General features: G+C 35.9%; 22 protein-coding genes and 1 pseudogene. 6 read left to right on the top strand and 17 right to left on the bottom strand.

All coding sequences use genetic code 11. The features are described 5' to 3' along the window. Nucleotides 1-2: 2 nt before the first annotated feature. Nucleotides 3-455, bottom strand: coding sequence for a LytTR family DNA-binding domain-containing protein (locus LA20249_RS09295; RefSeq protein ID WP_057738468.1), 453 nt, complete (start codon nucleotides 453-455; stop codon nucleotides 3-5). Nucleotides 456-642: 187 nt separating this feature from the next. On the opposite strand from LA20249_RS09295, the gene LA20249_RS09290 reads away from it, so the two are divergent. Further along, nucleotides 643-1,341, top strand: a complete 699-nt coding sequence (locus LA20249_RS09290; protein ID WP_057738470.1) for a Bax inhibitor-1/YccA family protein — start codon at nucleotides 643-645, stop codon at nucleotides 1,339-1,341. A 199-nt stretch (nucleotides 1,342-1,540) separates the two neighbouring features. On the opposite strand, the gene LA20249_RS09285 is transcribed toward LA20249_RS09290, so the two are convergent. The 5 genes from LA20249_RS09285 to LA20249_RS09265 form a co-directional block, all read right to left on the bottom strand. Further along, nucleotides 1,541-3,778, bottom strand: a complete 2,238-nt coding sequence (locus tag LA20249_RS09285) for a lectin-like domain-containing protein (protein ID WP_057738478.1) — start codon at nucleotides 3,776-3,778, stop codon at nucleotides 1,541-1,543. A gap of 269 nt (nucleotides 3,779-4,047) precedes the next feature. Then, entirely contained in the window at nucleotides 4,048-4,980 is a 933-nt protein-coding gene (locus LA20249_RS09280) for a metal ABC transporter solute-binding protein, Zn/Mn family (protein ID WP_057738480.1), read from the bottom strand. After that, the gene (locus LA20249_RS09275; protein WP_057738482.1) at nucleotides 4,977-5,828 is read right to left on the bottom strand and encodes a metal ABC transporter permease; all 852 of its coding nucleotides are present in this window, start codon (nucleotides 5,826-5,828) and stop codon (nucleotides 4,977-4,979) included. Before LA20249_RS09275 ends, LA20249_RS09280 begins: the two co-directional genes overlap by 4 nt. Continuing rightward, nucleotides 5,828-6,568, bottom strand: a complete 741-nt coding sequence (locus LA20249_RS09270) for a metal ABC transporter ATP-binding protein (protein ID WP_057738484.1) — start codon at nucleotides 6,566-6,568, stop codon at nucleotides 5,828-5,830. Before LA20249_RS09270 ends, LA20249_RS09275 begins: the two co-directional genes overlap by 1 nt. A gap of 223 nt (nucleotides 6,569-6,791) precedes the next feature. Then, the gene (locus LA20249_RS09265) at nucleotides 6,792-9,320 is read right to left on the bottom strand and encodes a M1 family metallopeptidase (protein ID WP_057738486.1); all 2,529 of its coding nucleotides are present in this window, start codon (nucleotides 9,318-9,320) and stop codon (nucleotides 6,792-6,794) included. Nucleotides 9,321-9,817: 497 nt separating this feature from the next. On the opposite strand from LA20249_RS09265, the gene LA20249_RS09260 reads away from it, so the two are divergent. Continuing rightward, nucleotides 9,818-10,276 carry a nitroreductase family protein gene (locus LA20249_RS09260; protein ID WP_057738488.1) on the top strand — a complete coding sequence of 153 codons (459 nt, stop codon included), beginning with the start codon at nucleotides 9,818-9,820 and terminating at the stop codon, nucleotides 10,274-10,276. Between the two features lie 78 nt (nucleotides 10,277-10,354). Here LA20249_RS09260 and mmuM read toward each other — a convergent pair whose 3' ends face one another. Continuing rightward, nucleotides 10,355-11,302, bottom strand: coding sequence for a homocysteine S-methyltransferase (gene mmuM / locus LA20249_RS09255; RefSeq protein WP_057738490.1), 948 nt, complete (start codon nucleotides 11,300-11,302; stop codon nucleotides 10,355-10,357). 156 nt (nucleotides 11,303-11,458) lie between these two features. Here mmuM and LA20249_RS09250 point away from each other — a divergent pair. From LA20249_RS09250 to LA20249_RS09240, 3 genes and pseudogenes are all read left to right on the top strand, one after another. Further along, nucleotides 11,459-12,835, top strand: a pseudogene (locus LA20249_RS09250) (amino acid permease). A 171-nt stretch (nucleotides 12,836-13,006) separates the two neighbouring features. Further along, nucleotides 13,007-13,735 carry an SDR family oxidoreductase gene (locus LA20249_RS09245; protein WP_057738492.1) on the top strand — a complete coding sequence of 243 codons (729 nt, stop codon included), beginning with the start codon at nucleotides 13,007-13,009 and terminating at the stop codon, nucleotides 13,733-13,735. Between the two features lie 12 nt (nucleotides 13,736-13,747). Continuing rightward, nucleotides 13,748-14,311 (top strand): sugar O-acetyltransferase, encoded by a 564-nt coding sequence (locus LA20249_RS09240; RefSeq protein WP_057738494.1) that lies wholly within the window; start codon nucleotides 13,748-13,750, stop codon nucleotides 14,309-14,311. Nucleotides 14,312-14,386: 75 nt separating this feature from the next. On the opposite strand, the gene LA20249_RS09235 is transcribed toward LA20249_RS09240, so the two are convergent. Beyond that, entirely contained in the window at nucleotides 14,387-14,902 is a 516-nt protein-coding gene (locus tag LA20249_RS09235) for a DUF2798 domain-containing protein (RefSeq protein ID WP_057738496.1), read from the bottom strand. A 223-nt stretch (nucleotides 14,903-15,125) separates the two neighbouring features. On the opposite strand from LA20249_RS09235, the gene LA20249_RS09230 reads away from it, so the two are divergent. After that, a complete protein-coding gene (locus LA20249_RS09230) occupies nucleotides 15,126-15,470 on the top strand; it encodes a hypothetical protein (RefSeq protein WP_057738498.1) in 345 nt (114 codons plus the stop codon). A 137-nt stretch (nucleotides 15,471-15,607) separates the two neighbouring features. Here the strand turns inward: LA20249_RS09230 and LA20249_RS09225 are convergent, their stop codons facing one another. The 9 genes from LA20249_RS09225 to LA20249_RS09185 all read right to left on the bottom strand — a co-directional run bounded on the left by LA20249_RS09225 (nucleotide 15,608) and on the right by LA20249_RS09185 (nucleotide 21,826). Further along, a complete protein-coding gene (locus LA20249_RS09225; RefSeq protein ID WP_057738500.1) occupies nucleotides 15,608-16,552 on the bottom strand; it encodes an NADP-dependent oxidoreductase in 945 nt (314 codons plus the stop codon). Between the two features lie 182 nt (nucleotides 16,553-16,734). Further along, nucleotides 16,735-17,088, bottom strand: a complete 354-nt coding sequence (locus LA20249_RS09220) for an MmcQ/YjbR family DNA-binding protein (protein ID WP_057738502.1) — start codon at nucleotides 17,086-17,088, stop codon at nucleotides 16,735-16,737. A 101-nt stretch (nucleotides 17,089-17,189) separates the two neighbouring features. Continuing rightward, the gene (locus tag LA20249_RS09215; protein WP_057738504.1) at nucleotides 17,190-17,423 is read right to left on the bottom strand and encodes a cytochrome b5 domain-containing protein; all 234 of its coding nucleotides are present in this window, start codon (nucleotides 17,421-17,423) and stop codon (nucleotides 17,190-17,192) included. A 74-nt stretch (nucleotides 17,424-17,497) separates the two neighbouring features. Next, nucleotides 17,498-18,166 carry an SDR family NAD(P)-dependent oxidoreductase gene (locus LA20249_RS09210; RefSeq protein WP_057738506.1) on the bottom strand — a complete coding sequence of 223 codons (669 nt, stop codon included), beginning with the start codon at nucleotides 18,164-18,166 and terminating at the stop codon, nucleotides 17,498-17,500. Between the two features lie 96 nt (nucleotides 18,167-18,262). Further along, nucleotides 18,263-18,745, bottom strand: a complete 483-nt coding sequence (locus LA20249_RS09205) for a flavodoxin (RefSeq protein WP_057738508.1) — start codon at nucleotides 18,743-18,745, stop codon at nucleotides 18,263-18,265. 47 nt (nucleotides 18,746-18,792) lie between these two features. Then, on the bottom strand, nucleotides 18,793-19,371 hold the full coding sequence (locus LA20249_RS09200; protein WP_057738510.1) for a flavodoxin: 579 nt from the start codon (nucleotides 19,369-19,371) through the stop codon (nucleotides 18,793-18,795). A 23-nt stretch (nucleotides 19,372-19,394) separates the two neighbouring features. Beyond that, a complete protein-coding gene (locus LA20249_RS09195; protein WP_235806752.1) occupies nucleotides 19,395-20,222 on the bottom strand; it encodes an alpha/beta hydrolase in 828 nt (275 codons plus the stop codon). 44 nt (nucleotides 20,223-20,266) lie between these two features. Next, nucleotides 20,267-20,935 (bottom strand): flavodoxin family protein, encoded by a 669-nt coding sequence (locus LA20249_RS09190; RefSeq protein ID WP_057738514.1) that lies wholly within the window; start codon nucleotides 20,933-20,935, stop codon nucleotides 20,267-20,269. Nucleotides 20,936-21,040: 105 nt separating this feature from the next. Beyond that, on the bottom strand, nucleotides 21,041-21,826 hold the full coding sequence (locus LA20249_RS09185; protein ID WP_057738516.1) for a glucose-1-dehydrogenase: 786 nt from the start codon (nucleotides 21,824-21,826) through the stop codon (nucleotides 21,041-21,043). Between the last annotated feature and the right edge of the window lie 21 nt (nucleotides 21,827-21,847).

Below are 21,847 nucleotides of genomic sequence, written 5' to 3'. Positions count from 1 at the left end.
ATCTAAACCTTCCTTTGATTTAATTTAATTTTCAAATTCTTCAAGAATCTTCGAGAAACGTAAATTTGCTTGTAAGTATCTCGGAATTTAACTACGTTTCCCGTAACCGAATGCGTCAACGAAAGAATTTCATCAGTATTTAAGATACATGACTTAGAAACTCGTAGAAAATTATCCGGTAAATTCTCTTCCAGTTCGTACAAACGATAATGTATCAAAAAAGCATTCTTTTTCGTATGTGCGTAAACATTTCGATCGTTAGTTTCAAAAAATAAAATATCGGTTAATTGTAACGAATAAACTGTGTCATCCAAATAACCATTCAGACTATGAAATTTAGTCTCAATTTCTTTTAGACTATGCAAAATTTGTTTAACTTCGCCATCATTTTTATCCGCATGAATCACAATCTCTTTTTCGAAATATTGTGGTGAAAGATCTACTTTTATTTTCACATCGAACAACCCTTTCGTTATTAGTATTACACTACTTTTAAACGCTCAAATACAGCACATTTGCTTGAGTGGTCTAAATACTGTCACAAGTGGTTTTAACCTTAATTATTCTCAAAGTGGTTTTTAATTTTACTAAGAAATGTTATTCTATTGTACAATTATATTAGTAGTAAATGAGGAGGAAAATATGCAAAGTATAGATAAAGTTAAAGCCACCGGTCTAGCGAGATTTACATCACTAGTTTACTTATATACCGGTTTGGGAATTGCTTTTTGGATGATTTGTGCTCAAGCAATCGCTAAAAACACAGCCTTATCCATGGCACTTTTCCAAGGTATGGCAAACCATCGTATTATTTCCATGATTTTAATGATTGGTGTTCCTATCGCCTTCATTAGTCTCTGTGGACGTTTCGCAACAAGATCTTACTTCTTAACATTCTTAAGTTACGTAGGATTCTTGTTTACATTATCATTTATCGGAGTACCTATCTTCTATATCTATTCCGCTAAAAGTATCATCCAAACGTTAACTGTCACTTCAGCAATCTTTATTGTCTCAGCTTTCATCGGTTTCGTTACCAAGAAAGATTTGACTAAGTGGAGTCGGACCTTAATGATCGGTCTTATCTCCGTCATTGCCGTCGAAGCTATTAATCTCTTGATCTTCAAGAGCACTCCATTGATGATGCTTGTAAGTGGCGTTATCGTTATTCTCTTCTTGTTCTACATTGCTTTTGATTCTCAAAATATCAAACGTATTTATCAAAACAACGCAACATCGGAGAGTCTTGGTGCCATTGCTTTACTTGCTTCAGTTAACCTAGTCCTTGATTTCATCAACTTGTTCTTAAGTATCATTCAAATTTTTGGAAATAACAACTAGGTTTAATCACTAAAACGGTCAGAGCGTTAATCATCTAAGATGGTTATCACACTGACCGTTTTTTCGTTTGACTTTTTTCATTGTTCAATTGATGGAGCAAATAAATTGAATAATCAAAAAATCATAGTATTATAGACATTTCAAAGAAAAACTCAAAAACTTTTAGCCCTCATATGCTAAGTTTTTGAGTTTTTTTATTTTAAATTGATTCTGACAAAGTCCAATTGACCGTTCCCGAATAGTTGCCACTAGTATTAAGTCCGTTAGTTTTTAGCATAATTCCCTCTGAACTATTCCAAGATTGACCGATGTTAGTTTTCTCATCGCCAGTAATTGTCTTGTAGCCTTTTGCAATCTCCACTGCGCTCTCACCTGATAATGTTTGCTCTGAACCATTGGAGTCTTTGAAAATCAAGCCACCCTTAAACGCATTATCACCGTTGGTTAAACCAGTAGATGCGGCTGATAAATTCCACGGATCAGTCGTACCTTCTTCACGTCCATCAGAAACAACAATATTCCAAGTTCCCTTGCGTGAAATCAAACCGGTAGGAGTAGCTTGATTAATGCTGCCAAATGAATAATCACTAACACTCAAGGATAAGCTTCCCTTTTTAGTAATTTTAACTGTTGAAGTGGATGAAATATTTCCATCATCATCTTCAACATAAACTTTCAAAGTGTTGATAGGTTGTGTCAACTCATCAGTAGTTATAGTGAAATTCAATTGACCACTAGTTGCACTGCTTGCATTACTACTATCAGACATCTTAAAGCTGTTTAGATCTTTGCCGTTTAAATTCGTATGAACGGTTACTTGTGAATTGTCGACAGCACTTGCGTCATCATATGAAACAGTACCTGTTAAATTAGCATCCTGCTTATTATCCACAGTCATATTGCTTTGATTCAACTTCAAACTGATTGGTTTTAATTTCTTAATAGTAAATTCAGGCGTATCAGCATCCGTAATTAAATTATCACTCTCGAATTGAGTCCGCACGGAAGCTACTTTGGTATCACTTGTAACATCATTAGCAGTCCCATTAATAGAAATCGTTGCACTATTAGGCGAACTGGAAGATAAATCTTTACCTATTGTATGAGTTAAGGTGTTAGTTGAACTATCTATTTCACTAGTATACAAAGGTTCTTTACTGCCATCATCATAAGTAATATAACCCACGATCTGATTATTATCACCATTGGTATAAGTTACATTGCTAGGCAATTTTATCGTTGCCACATTATTAAGCCATTTATCACTACCACTATCGTACTTCAAATGATAATTAACGCTCAATTTATCACCAGCATTAACATCTTTATTCGTACTATCGCTTGTAATAGTTTTATCTTGCGTCAAATCACTAACATCAGAACTTACTTCAGCTTCAACAGATGAAGGAATGGATTCAAAAGCAATCAAGTTAGCTTCATAAGCAGAACCACTTGTTGCCGTGAAACCCCATTGCAATTTATTGCTACTCAACGCAGAGTGTCCACCAAACTCAGTCGCCTGAATTTTATCGGTAGTATATGTTATTGGATTACTTCCCTTTGAGCCATCTGGGTTCTTATCATTAAATTTATACGTAATTTTAAAAGTATTAGGATTCCAAGAAATAGTTAAGTGATGCCATTTTCCATCATGCAAGGTTACATTTTGGATTCCTTGATGATTCATAGAAAAATAATTAGTATTATTTAAAATGTTAAGAAGATCATGGTGTCGAGCATAAGTATCTGCAGAAGCGGGATCAGCGTAGGCAATATGTTGTCCAGAAATCCCCTCATCAAAGTCATTCCCTGATGTTTCAGAATTATTGGCATTAGTATCAAACTCCAAAGCCCAACTATTAGGAATAGCTGTACTAGCAATAGTTGCAGGATCACTAGTCTTGTTATTATCGTCTATCCCCCAGACACCTAAAGTTTCGCCAGTTCCTATTGTGGTTCCACGATGTGAAAAGGATGTAGTTCCGTTACTAGGATTTTGTAAAACAAAGGCCATCCCATCACCAAAACCATCATTCTTATTGATATGTTGCGCTGGTCCAAAATACATCCACAATGACAAAGTTTGTTTCTTTTGAATATCCACAAAATTGCCTTCGTCAACATTAGACCAAATCGAACCTTGTTGATTTATATAGTTGGTCATTCTGATAGCCCTTAAAGGATCATATGTTGTTCCTGTTGAGTGACTAGAAGAGTTTTGTAGAATAGCACTATTCTTAGCACTACCGTACCCTGAAAGATCCCCAACTATGAACTGATCACCATCCAATCCTAGATTATCTGGTGCTTCACTTAAACCGGTTTGTGCTTCTTGTAGGGCATCCATTTGTGGTGTTGCTTTAACCACTTGTTGATTATTTTTAGTTACTATTAATAGTAATGCCAAAAACAATATCACTAAAATGTTCTTTTTCATATTAACCCTCCCCAATAAAATAAATATATATTTTCTGATTACTTAAATAAAAAAGTATTATTCACTATTTCTATTATAGACCGTATATATTTTATTTCATCAAAAATAAACTCCGATAAATAAAACCTGAGACATAACTGACTTATTAATTAAACTTGTATCATAAAAGCAAAAAAAACAGCATTTATTCTCGTTTTTATACGTCAAAGCAGTTACGTACTTAGAAAATAAATACTGTTTATTTGAGTCAAAAATATTTTGTTTTCGGCTTATTTACTCAGTCCTTCGTGAATCTTATCAATATTCCATTTCATCATAGAATAATAAGTGTCGCCAGTACTGCCGCTTTGAGCTAATGAATCGGTAAACAATTTCGAATGTATCTTCAAACCAGTTTCTTTAGATACTTTATTCATTGATTTCGGTGAAACTGATGATTCTACAAACAAACTCTTGACCTCTGATTGATTAATTTTACTCAAGACTTCTTCCATTTGTTCTGGTGTTCCTTGTGATTCAGTATTTATTTCCCAAATATATGCAGGAGTTACGTGATAAGCGCTTGAGAAATATTTAAAGGCCCCTTCCGATGTGACTAGGAGTCGTTTTGATTGTGGAATATCTATAAATCTAGATTGAGCTGTTTTATGTAACTTATCCAATTTAGCAATGTATTTATCAGAGTTTTTCTGATAAAACTGAGCATTTTGTGGATCTTTTTCTTTCATCACTTGTGTAATCAGTTGAACATACTTAATTCCATTGGACAGATCCAACCATGCATGTGGATCCTCTTCATCCCGATTAGTTGTCAGATGTTTAGCTTTAACATTTTCACTAGCTGAAAAAACTTCCTTATCAAATTCTTTGTGTGAAGTTTCTACCAGTTTATTAAACCAACCATTACCGCCAGTTTCTAAGTTCAGACCATTGTGAAAAATTATATCAGCATCGGCTGCTGCGGAAACATCAGTCGGTTGAGGCTCATATTCATGTGGATCAGTGCCTCTTTTTACAATACTGTAAAGCTCGATGCGATCCTTCCCAACGTTTTGAACCATATCTTCTAAAATTGAATTAGTTGTTACTATGTGTAACTTATTATTATTCGTTTGCATTGTGCTCGTTCGTCCATGTAAAAAGAAGTACACGCCACTTATCATTGCCACTACCGCTATAAAGGTAACTAGAATTCGTTTCATCGTGTGACACTTCCTTTCAGTTTAAAGAAGTTCTGTTTGGGAGAAAGTACAAACGATAAAGCAAACAATACTGCTGCAACTATGACAATTGCTGGACCGGAAGCCCAGTTTAGGGTGTAACTAAAGAACAATCCTATAATGGAGGAAATTGCTCCAATTATCGTTGACAAAACAAGCATCACGCCTAATTTATCCGTCCAAAGAAAGGCCGTAGCTGCTGGTGTGATAAGCATTGCCACTACTAGAATAATTCCTACTGTTTGTAAAGCAGAAACAGTTACTAATGTTAAAACTAGCATTAAAGTATAATGAATCAACTGTACATTGAGACCATAAGTCCTTGCGTATGTAGCGTCAAATGATGTTACCAAAAGTTCTTTATAGAAAGTAACTACGAATAGAATCACGATTCCTAAGACAACTGCGGTTGTCATGATATCAGAATCACTTACGGCTAGGATATTTCCAAATAAAATATGGTGTAGATTAGTTGAACTCTCAGCCATCGAGATCAAAATGAATCCTAATGCATAAAAGGCACTAAAGACGACTCCGATAGATGTGTCAGTTTTAATCTTACTTTTTGAAGCTACGAAACCGATCAATAATGCGGCGAGCACTCCAAAAATTGAGGCACCAATCAAAATATTAATTCCTAACATGTACGCCACAGCAACTCCGGGTAACACCGAATGGGAAATGGCATCCCCCATCAGCGACATCCCTCGTAAAATAATGAAACTACCAATAATTCCTGACATGATTCCAACCATAATTGCTGTCAATAAAGCACTTTGGAGGAAATCGTACTTACCTAACGCTTGAAAGAATTCCATCAATGATGCCATCACTGCACACCCGCCTTTCCTGTAAAAAGGACCGAAGAAAGATCTGCACTAAAGGCTCGTTCAATATTTTGTGGATTATAAACTTCTTTTGTAGGTCCAAAATCAACGATTCCATGATTCAAGACTACTAAGTCGTCAAAATACTTCGTAACTTTATTCAAATCATGGTGAATAACGATAATAGTTTTTCCAGCGTCACGCCATTGTTTTAAAATCGACATGATTGCCGTTTCGCTTTGAAGATCAATTCCGACAAAAGGTTCATCCAAAATAATAATCTCGGCTTGTTGAACGATTGCCCGAGCTACAAAGACCCGTTGTAATTGTCCACCCGAGAGATTCCCAATCTGGCGTTTAGAAAATTCACTCAAGGAAACTTGTTTTAAAGCTTCTCGACTAGCTTGTTTTTCTGTCTTCCCAGGATTTTTAAACAAGCCTAACTTTCCGTAGGTTCCTGTCAATACCAAATCAAAGACATCAATTGGAAAAGTTAAATCGAGATCCTTTCTCTGTTCAACGTAAGCAATACTCTTTTGTACTGACTTAATTGACTTTCCGTCATAATCAACTTGACCTTGCTTTACTTTAATCAAATTTAAAATAGCTTTGATCAAGGTCGATTTTCCTGCACCGTTCGGTCCAATGATTCCAGTTATCTTACCCGCGTTAAAATTAACGGCAACATCAGAAAATACTGGTGTGTCATCATAAGCGACAGTGAGGTTCTTAACTGTAAGCATAAAGAGCCTCCATTCCATGGCGATATTCGCCATATCTATACAATAGCATATACTTAATACTGGTACAATATTTTTGTTAGGCTAGATTAATTTTATAGTTAAAACTATATTAAATACAATTTCAGGCATAATTAAAGGCCCGTATAATAGTCTTGACGGCTATTATACGGGCCTTCTTTAATACTCAAAAAAAGCGTGATTTCAATTTAATAATATCAAGCTATTAAGCTTTAGCAATTGCTGCATTAACAGCTTCTTTTTCATCTTCGACTAGGTTAACTTTAGTTTCTACAATGCTGATATCCATTGTGATCTCACGAGTCAATCCTGGTGTATTGATCTTAGGTTCGAAGAACTTCTTGAATTCTTCCAAGCGTTTTGGCGTATGGAAGGAGTTCGATGTAACGGTAATGTAAGTAGCAAATTCCATATCGCCACCAACGGTATCTTCCAACCATTGCCAATCATTTCTGATCCAATCCCAAGCAGCTTGTTGCCCAGCATCGTTGTTCAACAATCCACGATACCATGAACGTAGATCTTGTGGCTTAATTGTATCGGCATCTTCAAATTTATCAACAATCTCACCAATCAATTTAGCATCTGTTGTACTTGGAATAGCCACTGACAAATCATCTTTATAACTTGGGTCAGAAGTTGTCTTATATTCATTCAACAAACTGTTGATTAATTGTTCATTGCCATAATTCTTAACTTCATTTCTCAAAACTAAGTAACGAATATCAGCTGACAAATTGGCCAAATCATCTTTGTTGGCAGTAAATAAATCATGTGCTGCAACAACTGCTTTTTCATTCTTAGCATACAAAGCTGCATTCAAAACATAAGGTCTTGTCAATTGATCGTCAATTGATTCATTATCCTTAGGTGTCCATCCCAAGCGGGCAACTTGTTTAGCACTTAATTTATCATAAAAGGCTTGCAAAGCTTTCTCTTCAGCGCTATCTGGTTTCACAAATTTCTTCAAATTATTAGCAATTCGATACATTGCGGCTGTGACAGTTGAAGATTCACTTTCAGAGAAGCCTTCAAGCATTGGAACAACATCCGCGTATGAAATCTGACGAGCATCGGCTAACAAACGAAGATCTTGTAGTAAGCCAAGTTGTGAAATGGTATCAACTGTTTCAATATTATCAAAAATATCCTTTTGTAAAGTCTCATCATACTTAACGATGAAGTGAGAGTTGTTACCAACGTTCAAGCGGAATGGCTTGCCACTTTCTTTACGTAGCTTATCGTAATTACCTAAAGTAATGGTTTTATCAGCCATAATTGTAGGAGCAGCATCATAATTGCTGTTCAAAGGAATTTGCCATTGACGGCCAAGTTCTTTTCCTTCACCAATAAAGAATTGTTGTTGTGACAAAGTCAACTTGCCATCAACTACACTAGCAGATACAACTGGATAACCAGGTTGTTCTAGCCATGAGTTCATAATCTTACCAACATCCATGCCAGAAGCTTTACCTAAGGCATCCCAGAGATCGCTACCCTTGGCATTGTTGTACTTATGAGCTTCAAAGTACATCTTCAAGCCCTTACGTAAGTTGTCGTCTCCTAACAAGGCACGAACCATTACTAGCATTCTAGCACCCTTAGCGTAAACGATAGCTGAATCAAACAAGGCGTCAATTTCAGCTGGATTTTGAACTTCAACGTGCACGGATTGTACTCCATCAGTAGCATCACGTTGTAAAGCAGCTGGAACATCTGATGTTTGGAACATTTCCCAAACGTGCCAGTCAGGCTCTAATGCATCAACTGCAACATACTCCATCATGTTGGCGAAACTTTCATTTAACCAGAGGTCGTCCCACCACTTCATAGTTACCAAATCACCGAACCATTGGTGAGCCAATTCATGAGTAACCACAGTAGCCACTAACATCTTCGTATCAATTGAAGTATTGTCAGGATCTAGCAACAAGTAAGCTTCACGATAAGTTACCAAGCCCCAGTTCTCCATTGCACCAGCTGAAAAGTCAGGTAGTGCCAATTGCCATGAATGTGGAAGTGGATAAGGTGTTTGATAGAAATCTTCATAAAATTCAATTGCACGTTTAGCAATATCAAGTGTGAAGTCTAATTCCTTAGCTTTGTGAGCTTTAGTAGCGAATACTCCAACTTCAACGCCACTCTTAGTCTTAGTTTTCTTAGATTGAAGATCACCAAAAGCGAATGCAATCAAATATGTAGACATACGAACAGTTGTGTCAAAGTAATGTACGCCATTTTCTTCACGTACTTCTGGCATATTAGCCAAAACTGTCTCGCCAGGTTGTTCGTCGAATTTAATAGCAATATCAAATTTAGCTTTAGCTTCAGGTTCATCGACACATGGGAAAGCCTGACGAGCAAAAGTCGTTTCAAATTGTGTTCCGATAATCTGTTTCTTCTCGCCATTCAATTCATAATATGAGGGATAAATACCCATCATTGAATCTGTCAATTTAGCATCATAAGTGATAGTTAAAGTAGTTTCACCGGTTTTTTCGAGTTCAATATGAATACCTTCGTTTTCATCATCAACTTTGAAAGGAACATCTTCCCCGTCAGCTTCAACGGATTGAATGTTCAAATACTTTTGATGAATTAGAACCGTTTTTTCTTGAGCGTCACCATTGATCTTAGTTGTACCTGAGATTTTCTTAGTGCCACGATTGATATCAAGATAGATATCATAATGTGCTGGATGAAATGTTTCATAAAAATGTTTTATTTCAGTCATATTGTGCCCTCTAATTAATTTTTAATATTCTTCTAATTTACTATACTATTAACTTTATACGACTTTTAAAAAAAATGAAACTGTTATACTCAAATTTCGTAAAAAAAATCAATTTGGAATTTGTTTATGATTCTTATATTTATTATAAGGATGCCGTCGTCCACAAAATCCCTGTGATTGGCTGGAACATAGCCGACACGATTTTGAGCTTTTGCACAGTTCGCAAAATCTCAAAACTCGGTCTTATTCTAAGCAACAAGTTGCTAAGAATAATTTGGCTATTGAGCCATCACAGGGATTTTGCTCCCGACTAGATTTCCTCTTTTATCTAGATAGATTCAGACATATGCTTTTTAATAACAGCACTATTCAAACGGACGACGGCAGTTTATATTAATTCGCATAAGTTTTATTCTAAATGTTAATTAAGCAATTAATATCATCTAAAAAAGACTATCATAGAATTATAAACAAAAGTGAGGGAGTGTTGATTTTATATGGAAACTGAGAAAATGATTATTTCACGAAAAGCTGTTCGTCAATATAGCGGTCAAATTACTGACAAACAACTTCATAAAATTTTATTGGCTGGCAATGCTAGTCCCGTTGGTATGGGCGAATATGACAATTATCGTTTAACCGTCATTCAAAATTCTGAGATTCTTAATAAAATGAGCGGTATCTATAACGCTCCAACCGTTATCGTCGTATCTGCTAAGGATCCTGATGCCATGGAAGATATTTCTGCTGGTGCAATTGCCCACAACATGGAATTAGCCGCTGAAAATCAAGGACTCGGCGCTAATTATAACATGTCCTGTGTTGGATCAATTCCCAACCAAACCTTACCCACTGGTTTCAAGGGTGTTTTCGCTTTAACAATTGGTCAAACTTCTGAAAAATTTGTTCCACGTGAAGTACCAATGGATCGAATCAAAACTAATATCGTTAAATAAATACTGTAATTCCAATATTACATAAATACCCGAGATAGATCGTTACTAGCGATTTATCTCGGGTATTTGTCTTTAATCTTATTGATTAACGATTCTTGAAATTTGTTTGATATCATCTGGTGTTGTTCGACAACATCCCCCAATCAAATCAGCCCCAGCGCTCAACCAAGTTGGTACTAAATCACTGAAAGTATCTGCTTGAGGATTTTTTTGCCAAGTTTTGGTAACTGGATCATAAATGTCGCCATTATTTGGATAAACGATAATCTTCTTATCTGTCACCGAACGAATATTTTTAACAATGTCCCCGATATTTTCCAAAGTAGTGCAGTTGACTCCAATGGCTGAAATCTGTTCAATATTGTCAAAATAATGAATTGCTTCATATAGCGATGTTCCATCACATAAAGTCTCACTGTCTTTGACACTGAAAGTCAGCCATGCATGTTGTTCTGGAAACTCAACCGTCAATAAATCAACTAGTGCTTTAGCTTCATTAAAGTTAGGTTGCGTCTCAAAAGCAAACAAGTCCACTCCCGCATAATCCAATAACTCCATTCTTTGACGATGAAAAGCTTGGTATTGAGCCTCAGTCAAATCATAATCGCCCCGATATTCACTGCCATCAGCTAAAAAAGCTCCATAAGGTCCAACGCTTCCTGCAACTAACGGATATGGTCTCTTTGATTGCTCTGTTTTTGAAAGTGTCGCAAAGTATTCACTGCGAGCTTTTTTTGCTAATTCAACAGCTTTAACAATTAAATTCTTGCTTTCTTCTTCACTTAAACCAAGTTCCATAAACTTTTTTACATTAGCTTGATAAGTATTGGTGATGGCAATGTCAGCCCCATTTTGAAAATAACTTTTGTGAACGGCGGTAATGGCTTCTGGATTCTCAATCAAAGCCGTTGCCGACCACAAGTCATTATCAGTTTTAACACCGTGCTTCTCCAGTTCGGTCGCCATAGCCCCATCGACAACTAAACCTTTTTTATTTTCCAAATCTTTTGAAATTAAATCACTCACATTTACATCTCCCATACTACTAGTACCTTGCCATACAAAATAATGTAGTTTATTATAAAAATTAAACTTTTCTAATTTTATTCTAATCTCAAAGATTATACAAGGTGGTCGCACGTGGAAACTTCAAAAAAGACTCATATTAAATTAAAACGAAACATGGAAGCTAGACATTTATTCATGATTTCTTTAGGTGGCGTTATCGGAACAGGACTCTTCTTGAGCTCTGGTTACACTATCCATGAAGCCGGTCCTATTGGCACAATTTTGGCATACGGGATCGGAGCAATCGTGGTCTATTTAGTCATGCTTTGTTTAGGCGAGTTATCCGTTGCCATGCCTGAGACCGGTTCTTTTCACGTCTATGCAAAAAATTACATTGGACCCGGAACAGGTTTTACCGTAGCCATTTTGTACTGGTTGACCTGGACTGTAGCATTAGGTTCGGAATTTACTGCAGCTGGATTGATTATGCGCCAGTGGTTTCCTAACTCTCCAACTTGGATATGGAGTGCTCTGTTTATGGCCGTCATCTTTATTTCTAACGCCCTATCCGTGAAGTTCTTCGCTGAAACAGAGTTTTGATTCTCAAGTATCAAGGTTATTGCCATCGTAGTTTTTATAGTCGTCGGTTTTTTAGCAATTTTTGGTATCATTCCGATCAAAGGTGTCAATCACGCCCCATTATTTACCAATCTCTTCAAGGATGGTCTATTTCCCAACGGCTTCAAAGCTGTTTTTACTACCATGTTGACTGTTAACTTTGCTTTTTCCGGTACAGAATTAATCGGCGTCACTGCTGGCGAAACTAAAGATCCCGGAAAAAATATTCCTCGAGCAATTCACACGACTTTATTACGTTTAGCTATCTTTTTCATCGGTAGTATCGTTGTTATGTCAGCCTTGATTCCTTGGCAAAAAGCTGGAGTTAATCAAAGCCCCTTTGTCCTCGTCTTCAAAAGCATTGGCTTACCCTTTGCTGGCGACCTAATGAATTTTGTCGTTTTGACCGCTATCTTATCCGCTGCCAACTCTGGACTCTATGCTTCAACCAGAATGCTTTGGTCTCTGGCTAATGAAGGGATGATTCCTCTAAAATATGCCAAAACTAACTCCCACGACGTTCCAATGTTGGCCCTTTGTCTCAGTATGATTGGAGGAATCTTCGCCTTAGTTTCCAGCGTTGTAGCTGCATCAACAGTTTACTTAGTCCTCGTTTCCATCTCTGGATTAGCTGTCGTTATCGTCTGGATGGCAATTGCTCTTTCTGAAATCAACTTTCGGAAGAGTTTTCTCAAATCAGGACATTCTCTTTCGGAATTAAAGTTCAAAACGCCTTGGTATCCAGTTGTTCCTTGGGCTACTTTTATCATGAGTCTTTTATCCTGCGTCTTGATTGTCTTTGATCCTAACCAACGTTCAGCTCTCTTTTATATGATTCCTTTCCTGATTGCCTGCTATGTAGTCTATTATGGAAAAGAATATTTGAAGAAAAGGAATACGACAACTGAAAGTACTTCACGTAAATCTATCTAACTAAAAATAAATTAAAATTTATAGATAGTTTTTTTCGTTAAACCTCGGGCTTAACCTTACTTACTTAATATTGATTTTCGTATTCAATTAATTCCTTTCTTGACTTAAACCATAGTTCAACTAGTACCATAACAAATGTAAAGGTTTCATAAAATCAAAGAAGGAATTATTATGCTTAAATCAATTAATGGAAAATCAGCAATTATTACAGGTGCTTCTTCTGGGATTGGAAAGGCCACTGCAATTGCCTTAGCACATGAGGGAGTAAATCTCGTTTTAACCGCTCGTTCGGAAGATAAATTATCTAAGATTTGTAAGGAATGTTCACAATATGGAATCACGGCAAAATATTATGCCGGTGACATTACTCAAGAACAAACGTCAATTGAGGTTGTTAAACTTGCTATGAAATTGTTTGGTAAAATTGACATTCTTATAGCTAATGCAGGAATTGGACTCGTCCAAGATTTTCTTGATAGTTCTATGGATGATTATGACAGATTAATGAATACCAATATGCGTGGAGATTACGCAATCTGCCTTCATACTTTGCCAAAAATGGTAGAACGTCACGAAGGACAGGTTATTATCACTTCTTCTGTTACAGGTATTAATGGTCATGGCGATGAAACTGCTTATTCAGCTTCTAAGTTTGCCAACCGTGGGTTTGCTCAAAGTCTTAATAAAGCTTTTCGTCCAAAAGGTATTAAAATTTGTTGTATGGATCCTTCGGCTACGAATACACAATTTGAAATCAATCACGGAAGAACAACTGCTGAGAACAATAACTCTATCATGTTGACTAGCGAAGACATAGCGGATTCAATGGTTTTCGTTTGCAAGCAATCAAAGAATGCTCGCATTATGGAAATGCGCATTGCTTCAATGTCTGGAGATTAGGAGGATTTACAAATGGCTAAAAGTGAACTACAAAAACTCGAAGATGGTGAATGGTATAAATTAACAGATCCGGCTGTTTCTAATAGGAAGACAAATTCCGCTACTCTATGTCGAGATTTTAATGCTATCCCAGAGAATCAACCTGAAAAACAGGAATCTAAAGCACGTGAAATTTTCGGTTCAGCTGGTAAGAATCTAATTGTTCATAGCAATTTAAACGTGGATTATGGTAAGAATATTCATGTAGGCGACAATTTCTTATCCAATTACAATTTAACCATCTTAGATATTGCACCAGTTAATATTGGTAACAATGTTTGGATTGGACCAAATACCGATATTTATACTGTCAATCATCCACTAACAGCTAAAGGACGCCAACAACGACTAGGAATCGGCAAATCAGTCACCATTGGCAACGATGTCTGGATTGGTGGTCACTGCACAATTTGTCCTGGCATCACTATCGGTAATGGTGTAGTAGTTGCGGCTGGTGCTGTAGTTACCAAAGATATTCCTGATAATGTTTTAGTTGGTGGAGTTCCAGCTAAGATCATTAAGAAAATAGAACAATAACTAATTAATTTTTCCACTCAAAAAAGCTGGCAAACGAAATTCTAATCCCGTCTACCAGCTTTTTTATTTTATATCTTAAACTTCTTCTTCAATAACTTCTGTTTCAGCTTTCTTAGCAGCTGCATTTTGCATCTTACCCAACACTCCACGAGCGATTGGTCCAACGATCAATAATTGCAAAGGTAATGCAACTATCAAATTAAAGATCCAAGTATGACCATAAGTAGCAAGTACGTGACCATTTGATAATTCACCTTCAACAGTGATTCCGAAAAATGACATCAAAGTTACCATACCAAGAACCATCAAAACTGAAATTGTGATTCCAATTAAAACAGTATTTTTTTTCATATAATCATTAATAATATATTTGAAAGCTAATCCCTTAGCAATCGGTCCAACAATCAATAAATCTAAGATAATAGCAACTACAAGGCCTAATGGATATCCCTTTAAAATTGCTACGACCAATGCTCCAAGCCCCCCAGTAAGTCCTTGCGCCATGGAAACGTTGTAACCTGTCATTACTAGAACCATCAATCCGGCCATAATGGCTGTGAATACAACTTCTTCTTTTAAATTACGTGGCATATATTCCACACTCCTATTTTTTTATCAGCGAATATAAATATACCACGTTAAAAATTTCTTCATAAGTTACAGTTTGATTACATTTTCAATAAAACGCTTGCATTTTGATTTATACAATGACTTTTTATATTTTAGATAGAATATTGATTTGACAAACCCTTTCAACCCACTCAGAATAGCTTATACATAGACAAAACAAAATATAGAAAATGTAGGTATAACCATGGATAAACAAACTAAGTTTGTTAAATTATCAAATATCGGATTAGACAATCTGGAATTGTATAAGAAAGTTGCGACAGGCTATTTAGATAATACTTGTTACTTGTACACTAATAAGAATAGCAGAAGTACTTTTGTTGCTATGAACTCTACTCAAAAAGTTTTGGATTTCTATAAATTCCATACTTCAATGGATAAAGACGACATCATGAAGAAAATCAAAGAACTTTTCAGTGATGATGAAGCAACTGATTTTAAAAAGGCCTTTGAGAATGTAAAAGAATTTAGTTTAACCGATAATGTCGTCGTTGAGTTACCCTTCGACAATGGCGTGTTTAAGATATAATAAAAAAAGAAGCCTTACAGCTACTAGATCTATTGTCTAATAACTGTAAGGCTTCTTTACTATTATTTAAAAATCTAAACTAATCGGCTTTAATTGATTCAATGATGTATCTCAGAAATTACGAGTACAAAATTTTCTTAGTCTTTGAAAACAATGATTTTCTTACCAGTATTTCCTCCTGCTTGAAAATCTCGATGAGCTTGTTTGATGCTTTCTAATTCAAAGGGGTAAGTCTTATCCACACGTACGTCTAGTTTTCCTTGTGTATAAAGATCGATGACATCTTTTAATTCTTCAACCGTCATGAATCCTTTAGAATAAGTACCAGTAATTCCTCGACGCTTTGTTTCCTCTTGATCAACCACTGCATTAACTGAGGTTACGCGACCACCTTTTTTAATTACTTGGTAACTATCTGCCAGGGTTTTAGGACCCGTCAAATTTACTACCAAATCCACATCAGAAACCAATTTGGTAAAGTCTTGTGTTTGATAATCAATCGTCTCATCAGCACCTAATTGTTTCATATAGTCAGCTTGTTTGGCTGTTCCTGTGGCAATGACATAGGCTCCTGCACTCTTAGCGAGTTGCACGGCTTTAGAACCTACACCACCAGCAGCACCGTGAATTAGAACCTTTTGACCTGACTTAGCTTGTCCGTCACGAATTGTTGCAGCATAGGCTGTTGCGACTCCTAGATAAAGTCCACCTAGTGGCACCAAATCTAAATCTTTTGGAACAGTTGTGACAACCGCTGAATCATCTAGCAAAATATATTCAGAATAAGTATTCATAAAGGACATTCCAATTACATGATCGCCAACTTCAAAGCGAGTGACGTCTTTACCAATATCTGTTACTACACCCGAGAAATCCTCTCCTAGAGAATGTGGAAGTGTAGGTTTTATTTCTTTAGGCATGGTTGGGAAAGGACCATTAGCTCGAATAACTACGTCTGGATCATTAACTCCAATTGCAGCTGTTTTAACAACTATTTGATTGGCGGCTGGTTTAGGAAGATCAACTTCGACCATCTTCATAACATCTACATCGCCATATTGATTAAGCATAATTTTTTTCATATCATTACTCTCTTTCTTTAACGTGTCCTTATTATGCCTTGGTACCCATCCTTTGAAAAGTACCATATTTTTTAATAGCCACTATCTTTTTTTGTTGATTTGGACCATATCAAGTATTTGAGCAATAAAAAAAATTCTTGAAATTATTCAAGAATTCTACAATAACATCTATTAAGCTCTAATTATTTCTTAGTCTCTAAATAACTAGCATCGATTAATTTATGAATTTCAGTGTCGGATACTTTGTTAAGTCGAATTGAGACCCAGTGAGTTTTATTCATGTGATAAGCGGGCAAAATTCCAGCTTCATCTTGTAATACATCAATCTGCTCTGGTTTCAACTTAATATCCATCACATCTTCAGTTCCCTTTTCATCAACTCCCAAGTTTTCAGGCTTCACATCCATAACTAATCCATACCACTTACGATTATCTTGATGTCGTAACACTGAATATTTTGGATATTTGCGCCATAAATACTCTGGCTTCGTCTGATACTTTTGGTCGACGTATTCAAATACTTCCTCACGTTCCATTTAAATTTTCCCCCCTCTAAAATAGACCAAGGTAATCAAAGTACGATTATCTTGATCTATTTACCTTAATACTCAATGACTATATTCTGTCACACTTAGTTTTATTTCAGTTTTCCAACTTCATTTAATTTAGCTAATACTGAGCGCTTGTGTGGAGCATGACCAATTACTTCCGATAAATCTTTACCGGCGACATTGCCATGGTGTTCTCCATTTTTCCAAGGGTCAACATCAGTAACATCATAGATAATACCATCAATTGCAACATAGGCAGGTTTCCCGTCCTTTCCGTTATATTCTTTTAATTCATCTAACGTCATTTCTTTATCTGGCATATTATCACCCTACTTTCCATCTTCCTTACCTCTTAATTATCACACGATAACCAGCTAAATTTCACTGAAAGTGCTCAGTCAAATTCTGATTTGGTAATCTTTTCTGGGTAGAAAGCTTCTACTTTATTCCGCTCCTCTAATAGATTCCAATATGCTTTAGCAATTTTTTCTGGCGCCATTTCTTTAGAAGAACCAATTATTCCTTGAATCGTGACCAAACCTACATAAATATTTTGATCAATAACTTGTTCATGCAACGTATATGCATAACTTCTCAAAGCGGCTTTCGTCAGTGATAAAGTTGAAGCTTTGTTAGAAGGATGCACTGCTGCGCCACCACCTGTAAAGATAATAGAACGTTTCAAGCTCTCATCAGTATCTTTAATAAAGGCTTTTGCTGAAACTATTGCACTCAAGACGTTAGTTTTGAAAATATCTTCTATTAATTCGACATCGCTAGAAAGAGCATTATCAAGATGTTTATTTCCAACGTTATAAACTAAATTGGTTACATCCTTGTCTTTATCAGTTATTTCCTGAATCATCTTCTCTAATTTTGAAAAATCATTAACATCGCAAGCATAATTACTTGTGGAAATTTGTTCATCGTTTAGTTCTTTAGTGGCAATATCTAACTTTGCTTGGTTTCTCGAGACTAAAATTATTCTCTGTCCCTTTTTCCCATACAACCTAGCAGTTTCTAAACCGACACCACTATCTGAACCAATTACAATCGTTGACATTATATAATTCCTCCTTTAATATCTATCTTATTTTCCAAATGACTAAACGTCAAAATAGCTATGCCAATCGTAAAGTATTCACGATCAGCACAGCTATTAGATTAAGTTATTCTTTTTTAAAAACTTATTTAAACTACTCTCATTATCATATCTGATACCCTCAATCAGATTGACTCCAGTATCTTTAGCAATCATTTCATCAAAGAACAACATTGAATCATCAATTGTTGAACTCATACTAGTGGTAAATGGAATAATCGTTTTGCCACTAAAAGCAACTGTGTCAAATAATGAGTGAATAATCATTGGCGGCTGACTCCACCAAGTTGGAAAACCAACGAAAATCTCATCATACTGCGAAAAATCTGGCAATTTCTCTTGATTGATTTCAGGGTGAATTTTATTATCTAATTCTTTCTTCCCTCTGGCAACAACTGCCTCATAATCCTTGGGATAAGCTTCAACTGCTTGTAATTCAAAAATATCTGCTTGAGTCGCCTGTTGAATCTTTTCTGCGGCTCGTTTTGTCGTACCAGAACTAGTAAAATAAATAATCACTTGCTTATTTGTCTTAGCCATAATCAAACTCCTCACTACAAAAATTTTAAACGTATCTATGATCTAACTTACTTCATTAGATTATTGTTCTTCAAATACTTAGTTGTTTTCTTAGCACTATTTGCTCTAAAGCCCGACTGTAAATTGATCTTTTTGCCACGAGCCATCTTTTTCAAATATGGACGATTTACTTTCATAGGACTACTCATACTTGTAGTAAATGGTACCACAGTCTTATTCTTTAGATTATATTTATTGAAAAAGGTATTAATAAACATTGGTGGACGTTGATACCAAGTTGGGAATCCTAATAGAACAGTCTTATATTTATTCATCATAATTTTATTGAGAATTTTGGGATGAATATTTTTATCAATCTGTCTTTTAGCAACTTTTGTCAACTTATTATAATCGCTTGGATAATTAGGAGATAATTTCAACTTAACTAAATCTCCACCCGTTTGTTTCTGAATCCTTTTAGCGGCTGCCTCAGTTGTTCCTGAATTTGAATAGTAAACTACTAATACTTTATTAGACGACGTCTTACTTGCTGCTTTAACAGTACTTCCATTCATGGAACTGAAAGTGAATATACTAATCAGCGCCATAAACGATAATACAATTGAATAGATAAATTTTTTTGACATATTATTCTCTCCTTAAGTATTACTTATTTTTTAAAAAGTTCTCCTGCATAATGCTCGAATTGTTTCCCAATTGATTGTGGCGAATGACTGCCACCTTTTTGCGTATAATATTTCAAATTCTGGTGGTTAAATTCTGGTAATCTCCACATAGCTTCTATCTGCGGTGTCATGGAACCACTAGTTCCATCATTTGCGCCTACCGCTGCTAAAATTTGAAAAGAACGTGAATCAGTCGACTCTGCTAAACGACTTGCGGTTCTTTTACTAGCAACCGCTCCTCCATCCGGTTTTATGGTCCAACTATCTCCAGCCATCGGTAGAAAATCATGAAAATATTTTAAATTATTTTCAAAAACGTACCAAGTGGTAATAGAACCCATGGAGAAACCGCCGAAAGCCCTGTGTCGACGCGATTCTTTGAAACCTTCATTATCAGTAGTTTTGGCATAAGTGTGATACTTTTTTTCCACAGCTGGCATTAGATCTTTTGTTAATTCTTTCTTAGCAAAATTCTTATTCAACGGACGATCCCTGTAATAATCTGAATTAACAAAACTTCTGTTAGGATAATAAGTTGGAAAAACAACGATCGTGTTCTTTAATTTATCTACTCGATTCAACTTGTCTAAAATTTTCTTGAAGTTTCCATCTTGATAGAAATCACGCCCCGACTCGGTTGAACCATGCATCAAATAGATAATATTATGCTTCTTTTTATTATCATATTTAGCTGGCACATAGACTGTTGCCTGTTTTTTATACTCTTTATCCTGATATGTTGTTCGATAATTTATTGTTTCAGTCTTACTCTTATTTGTTGCTGCATCCACAACTTGGCTCTTAAAAGACATTAACGACAACAAAATCACTCCTATTTTGATTATATTCTGTTTTATCATTGGACTTGTTTCACCCACTTATCGACACGTTTATCAGCTCGATCAACCTTATTACCATCAACTACTAAAGCCTTAGTAATAGTCTCAACGGATGCGCCTTGTTCTTGTAAAATCTCTCGGATTCGTTGAACACTGTCGCCTTGTCCATAGCCACCTTCAGTCATAAAGGGAGCAATCTTTTTGCCTGACAAGCGAGCACCATAGGTTTTAAGAAAAGCTGTTAAAGGGTGCGATAATGTCATAGCCAAAATTGGATAACCAAGATAAATTGTTTGATATTGTTTAAGATCTGGAACCGTCATATCAAGTTCTGGATAGTTTTGATTCTCTCGTTCTGAGTTAGCGCGTGATAAAGTCTTTTGATAATTGCCCGAGTAGGGATCTTTCACAACTATTTCTAGGATGTCTGCTTGAGTCTCTTGAGCAATCTTACTTGCCAAAAGTTCAGTACTACCTGATCTTGAAAAGTAAATAATCAGACTTTTAGCATCTTTAGTTAATTTTCTCGTTGGTTGATTCTTACTATTAGTATCTTTACCATCTGAAGGCATCCCGTAACCATTTCGCCACTCACTATCTGATCTGCCCAATTGCGTTGCGTCAATAGCTTGACCAGCAATCGTAGCTTTATTCCGTTTATTAGCTAAATTCTTTTCATAATTCATAAAAAAGATGCCTCCTATCAAAAGTAAAATTAAACCCATAATTATTAAAATCACTGATTTTTTCAAATGTATCATCCACACTTCATTCACTAAGGTTTAAAGGAATTAACCTTGTCCATTCATAAATGCTGGATAAAGTGTCATTCCACCATCAATAAAGAGTGTGACTCCTGTTACGTAACTTGATTCTGATGAAGCTAACCAAGCAGCACCAGCAGCAACCTCCTCAGGTTTACCAATTCTATTCATTGGTACCATTGAAACTGTTTGATCATATTGTTCTTTATCCGCAAATTTTTTCGCATTGATTGGTGTATTAATTGCACCAGGTCCAATTGCATTGACACGAATATTATCTTTGGCATATTCCATAGCGATAGTCTTTGTAAACATCTTGACTCCACCTTTAGCGGCAGCATAACTAGAAAATGTTGGCCAAGGAATTTGTTCATGGACTGATGACATATTAATAATATTTCCAGCTTTGTTTTGTTTCTTGAAATAATTTAAAGCTGTTTTTGAACCCAAGAAAACTCCAGTTTGATCAACTGCTATAACACGATTCCAGTCTTCCAATGACAATTCATGCGTTGGTGCTTTAGTTTCCATTCCGGCATTGTTGACCCAAATATCCAGATCACCGAAATTATCAATTGCAGCTTGCAAAAGTGAAGCATTACCTTCTTCAGTCGCTACGTTTGCTTGAACAATGACTGCTTGACCACCATTTTGTTCTACCTCATCGGCAGCTTCTTGAGCTCCTTTAGAGTCACTGTTGTAATTAATAACGACTGACATGTGTTCTTGACCAAAACGTTTAGAAATAGCTGTTCCGATTCCTTTAGAACCTCCTGTGATAACAGCAACTTTTTTATTTAAATCTTTATACATAATAAATTCCTCCGATAATAT

It is taken from the genome of Companilactobacillus alimentarius DSM 20249, assembly GCF_002849895.1.
Taxonomy (GTDB): domain Bacteria; phylum Bacillota; class Bacilli; order Lactobacillales; family Lactobacillaceae; genus Companilactobacillus; species Companilactobacillus alimentarius.
Note: the sequence above shows the minus strand (reverse complement) of the source record. Positions and strands in the feature narration are given on the sequence as shown.

What these genes read in the sequence shown, in the direction of transcription:
- LA20249_RS09210 (WP_057738506.1), bottom strand. Translation starts at nt 18,166, where the DNA reads ATGTCAACGATTGTAATTGGTTCAGATAGTGGTGTCGGTTTAGAAACT.
- LA20249_RS09190 (WP_057738514.1), bottom strand. Translation starts at nt 20,935, where the DNA reads ATGAATTATGAAAAGAATTTAGCTAATAAACGGAATAAAGCTACGATT.
- LA20249_RS09185 (WP_057738516.1), bottom strand. Translation starts at nt 21,826, where the DNA reads ATGTATAAAGATTTAAATAAAAAAGTTGCTGTTATCACAGGAGGTTCT.
- LA20249_RS09275 (WP_057738482.1), bottom strand. Translation starts at nt 5,828, where the DNA reads ATGGCATCATTGATGGAATTCTTTCAAGCGTTAGGTAAGTACGATTTC.
- LA20249_RS09240 (WP_057738494.1), top strand. Translation starts at nt 13,748, where the DNA reads ATGGCTAAAAGTGAACTACAAAAACTCGAAGATGGTGAATGGTATAAA.
- LA20249_RS09260 (WP_057738488.1), top strand. Translation starts at nt 9,818, where the DNA reads ATGGAAACTGAGAAAATGATTATTTCACGAAAAGCTGTTCGTCAATAT.
- LA20249_RS09265 (WP_057738486.1), bottom strand. Translation starts at nt 9,320, where the DNA reads ATGACTGAAATAAAACATTTTTATGAAACATTTCATCCAGCACATTAT.
- LA20249_RS09225 (WP_057738500.1), bottom strand. Translation starts at nt 16,552, where the DNA reads ATGAAAAAAATTATGCTTAATCAATATGGCGATGTAGATGTTATGAAG.
- LA20249_RS09270 (WP_057738484.1), bottom strand. Translation starts at nt 6,568, where the DNA reads ATGCTTACAGTTAAGAACCTCACTGTCGCTTATGATGACACACCAGTA.
- LA20249_RS09285 (WP_057738478.1), bottom strand. Translation starts at nt 3,778, where the DNA reads ATGAAAAAGAACATTTTAGTGATATTGTTTTTGGCATTACTATTAATA.
- LA20249_RS09235 (WP_057738496.1), bottom strand. Translation starts at nt 14,902, where the DNA reads ATGCCACGTAATTTAAAAGAAGAAGTTGTATTCACAGCCATTATGGCC.
- LA20249_RS09230 (WP_057738498.1), top strand. Translation starts at nt 15,126, where the DNA reads ATGGATAAACAAACTAAGTTTGTTAAATTATCAAATATCGGATTAGAC.
- LA20249_RS09215 (WP_057738504.1), bottom strand. Translation starts at nt 17,423, where the DNA reads ATGCCAGATAAAGAAATGACGTTAGATGAATTAAAAGAATATAACGGA.
- LA20249_RS09200 (WP_057738510.1), bottom strand. Translation starts at nt 19,371, where the DNA reads ATGTCAAAAAAATTTATCTATTCAATTGTATTATCGTTTATGGCGCTG.
- LA20249_RS09220 (WP_057738502.1), bottom strand. Translation starts at nt 17,088, where the DNA reads ATGGAACGTGAGGAAGTATTTGAATACGTCGACCAAAAGTATCAGACG.
- LA20249_RS09195 (WP_235806752.1), bottom strand. Translation starts at nt 20,222, where the DNA reads ATGTCTTTTAAGAGCCAAGTTGTGGATGCAGCAACAAATAAGAGTAAG.
- LA20249_RS09280 (WP_057738480.1), bottom strand. Translation starts at nt 4,980, where the DNA reads ATGAAACGAATTCTAGTTACCTTTATAGCGGTAGTGGCAATGATAAGT.
- LA20249_RS09205 (WP_057738508.1), bottom strand. Translation starts at nt 18,745, where the DNA reads ATGGCTAAGACAAATAAGCAAGTGATTATTTATTTTACTAGTTCTGGT.
- LA20249_RS09290 (WP_057738470.1), top strand. Translation starts at nt 643, where the DNA reads ATGCAAAGTATAGATAAAGTTAAAGCCACCGGTCTAGCGAGATTTACA.
- LA20249_RS09245 (WP_057738492.1), top strand. Translation starts at nt 13,007, where the DNA reads ATGCTTAAATCAATTAATGGAAAATCAGCAATTATTACAGGTGCTTCT.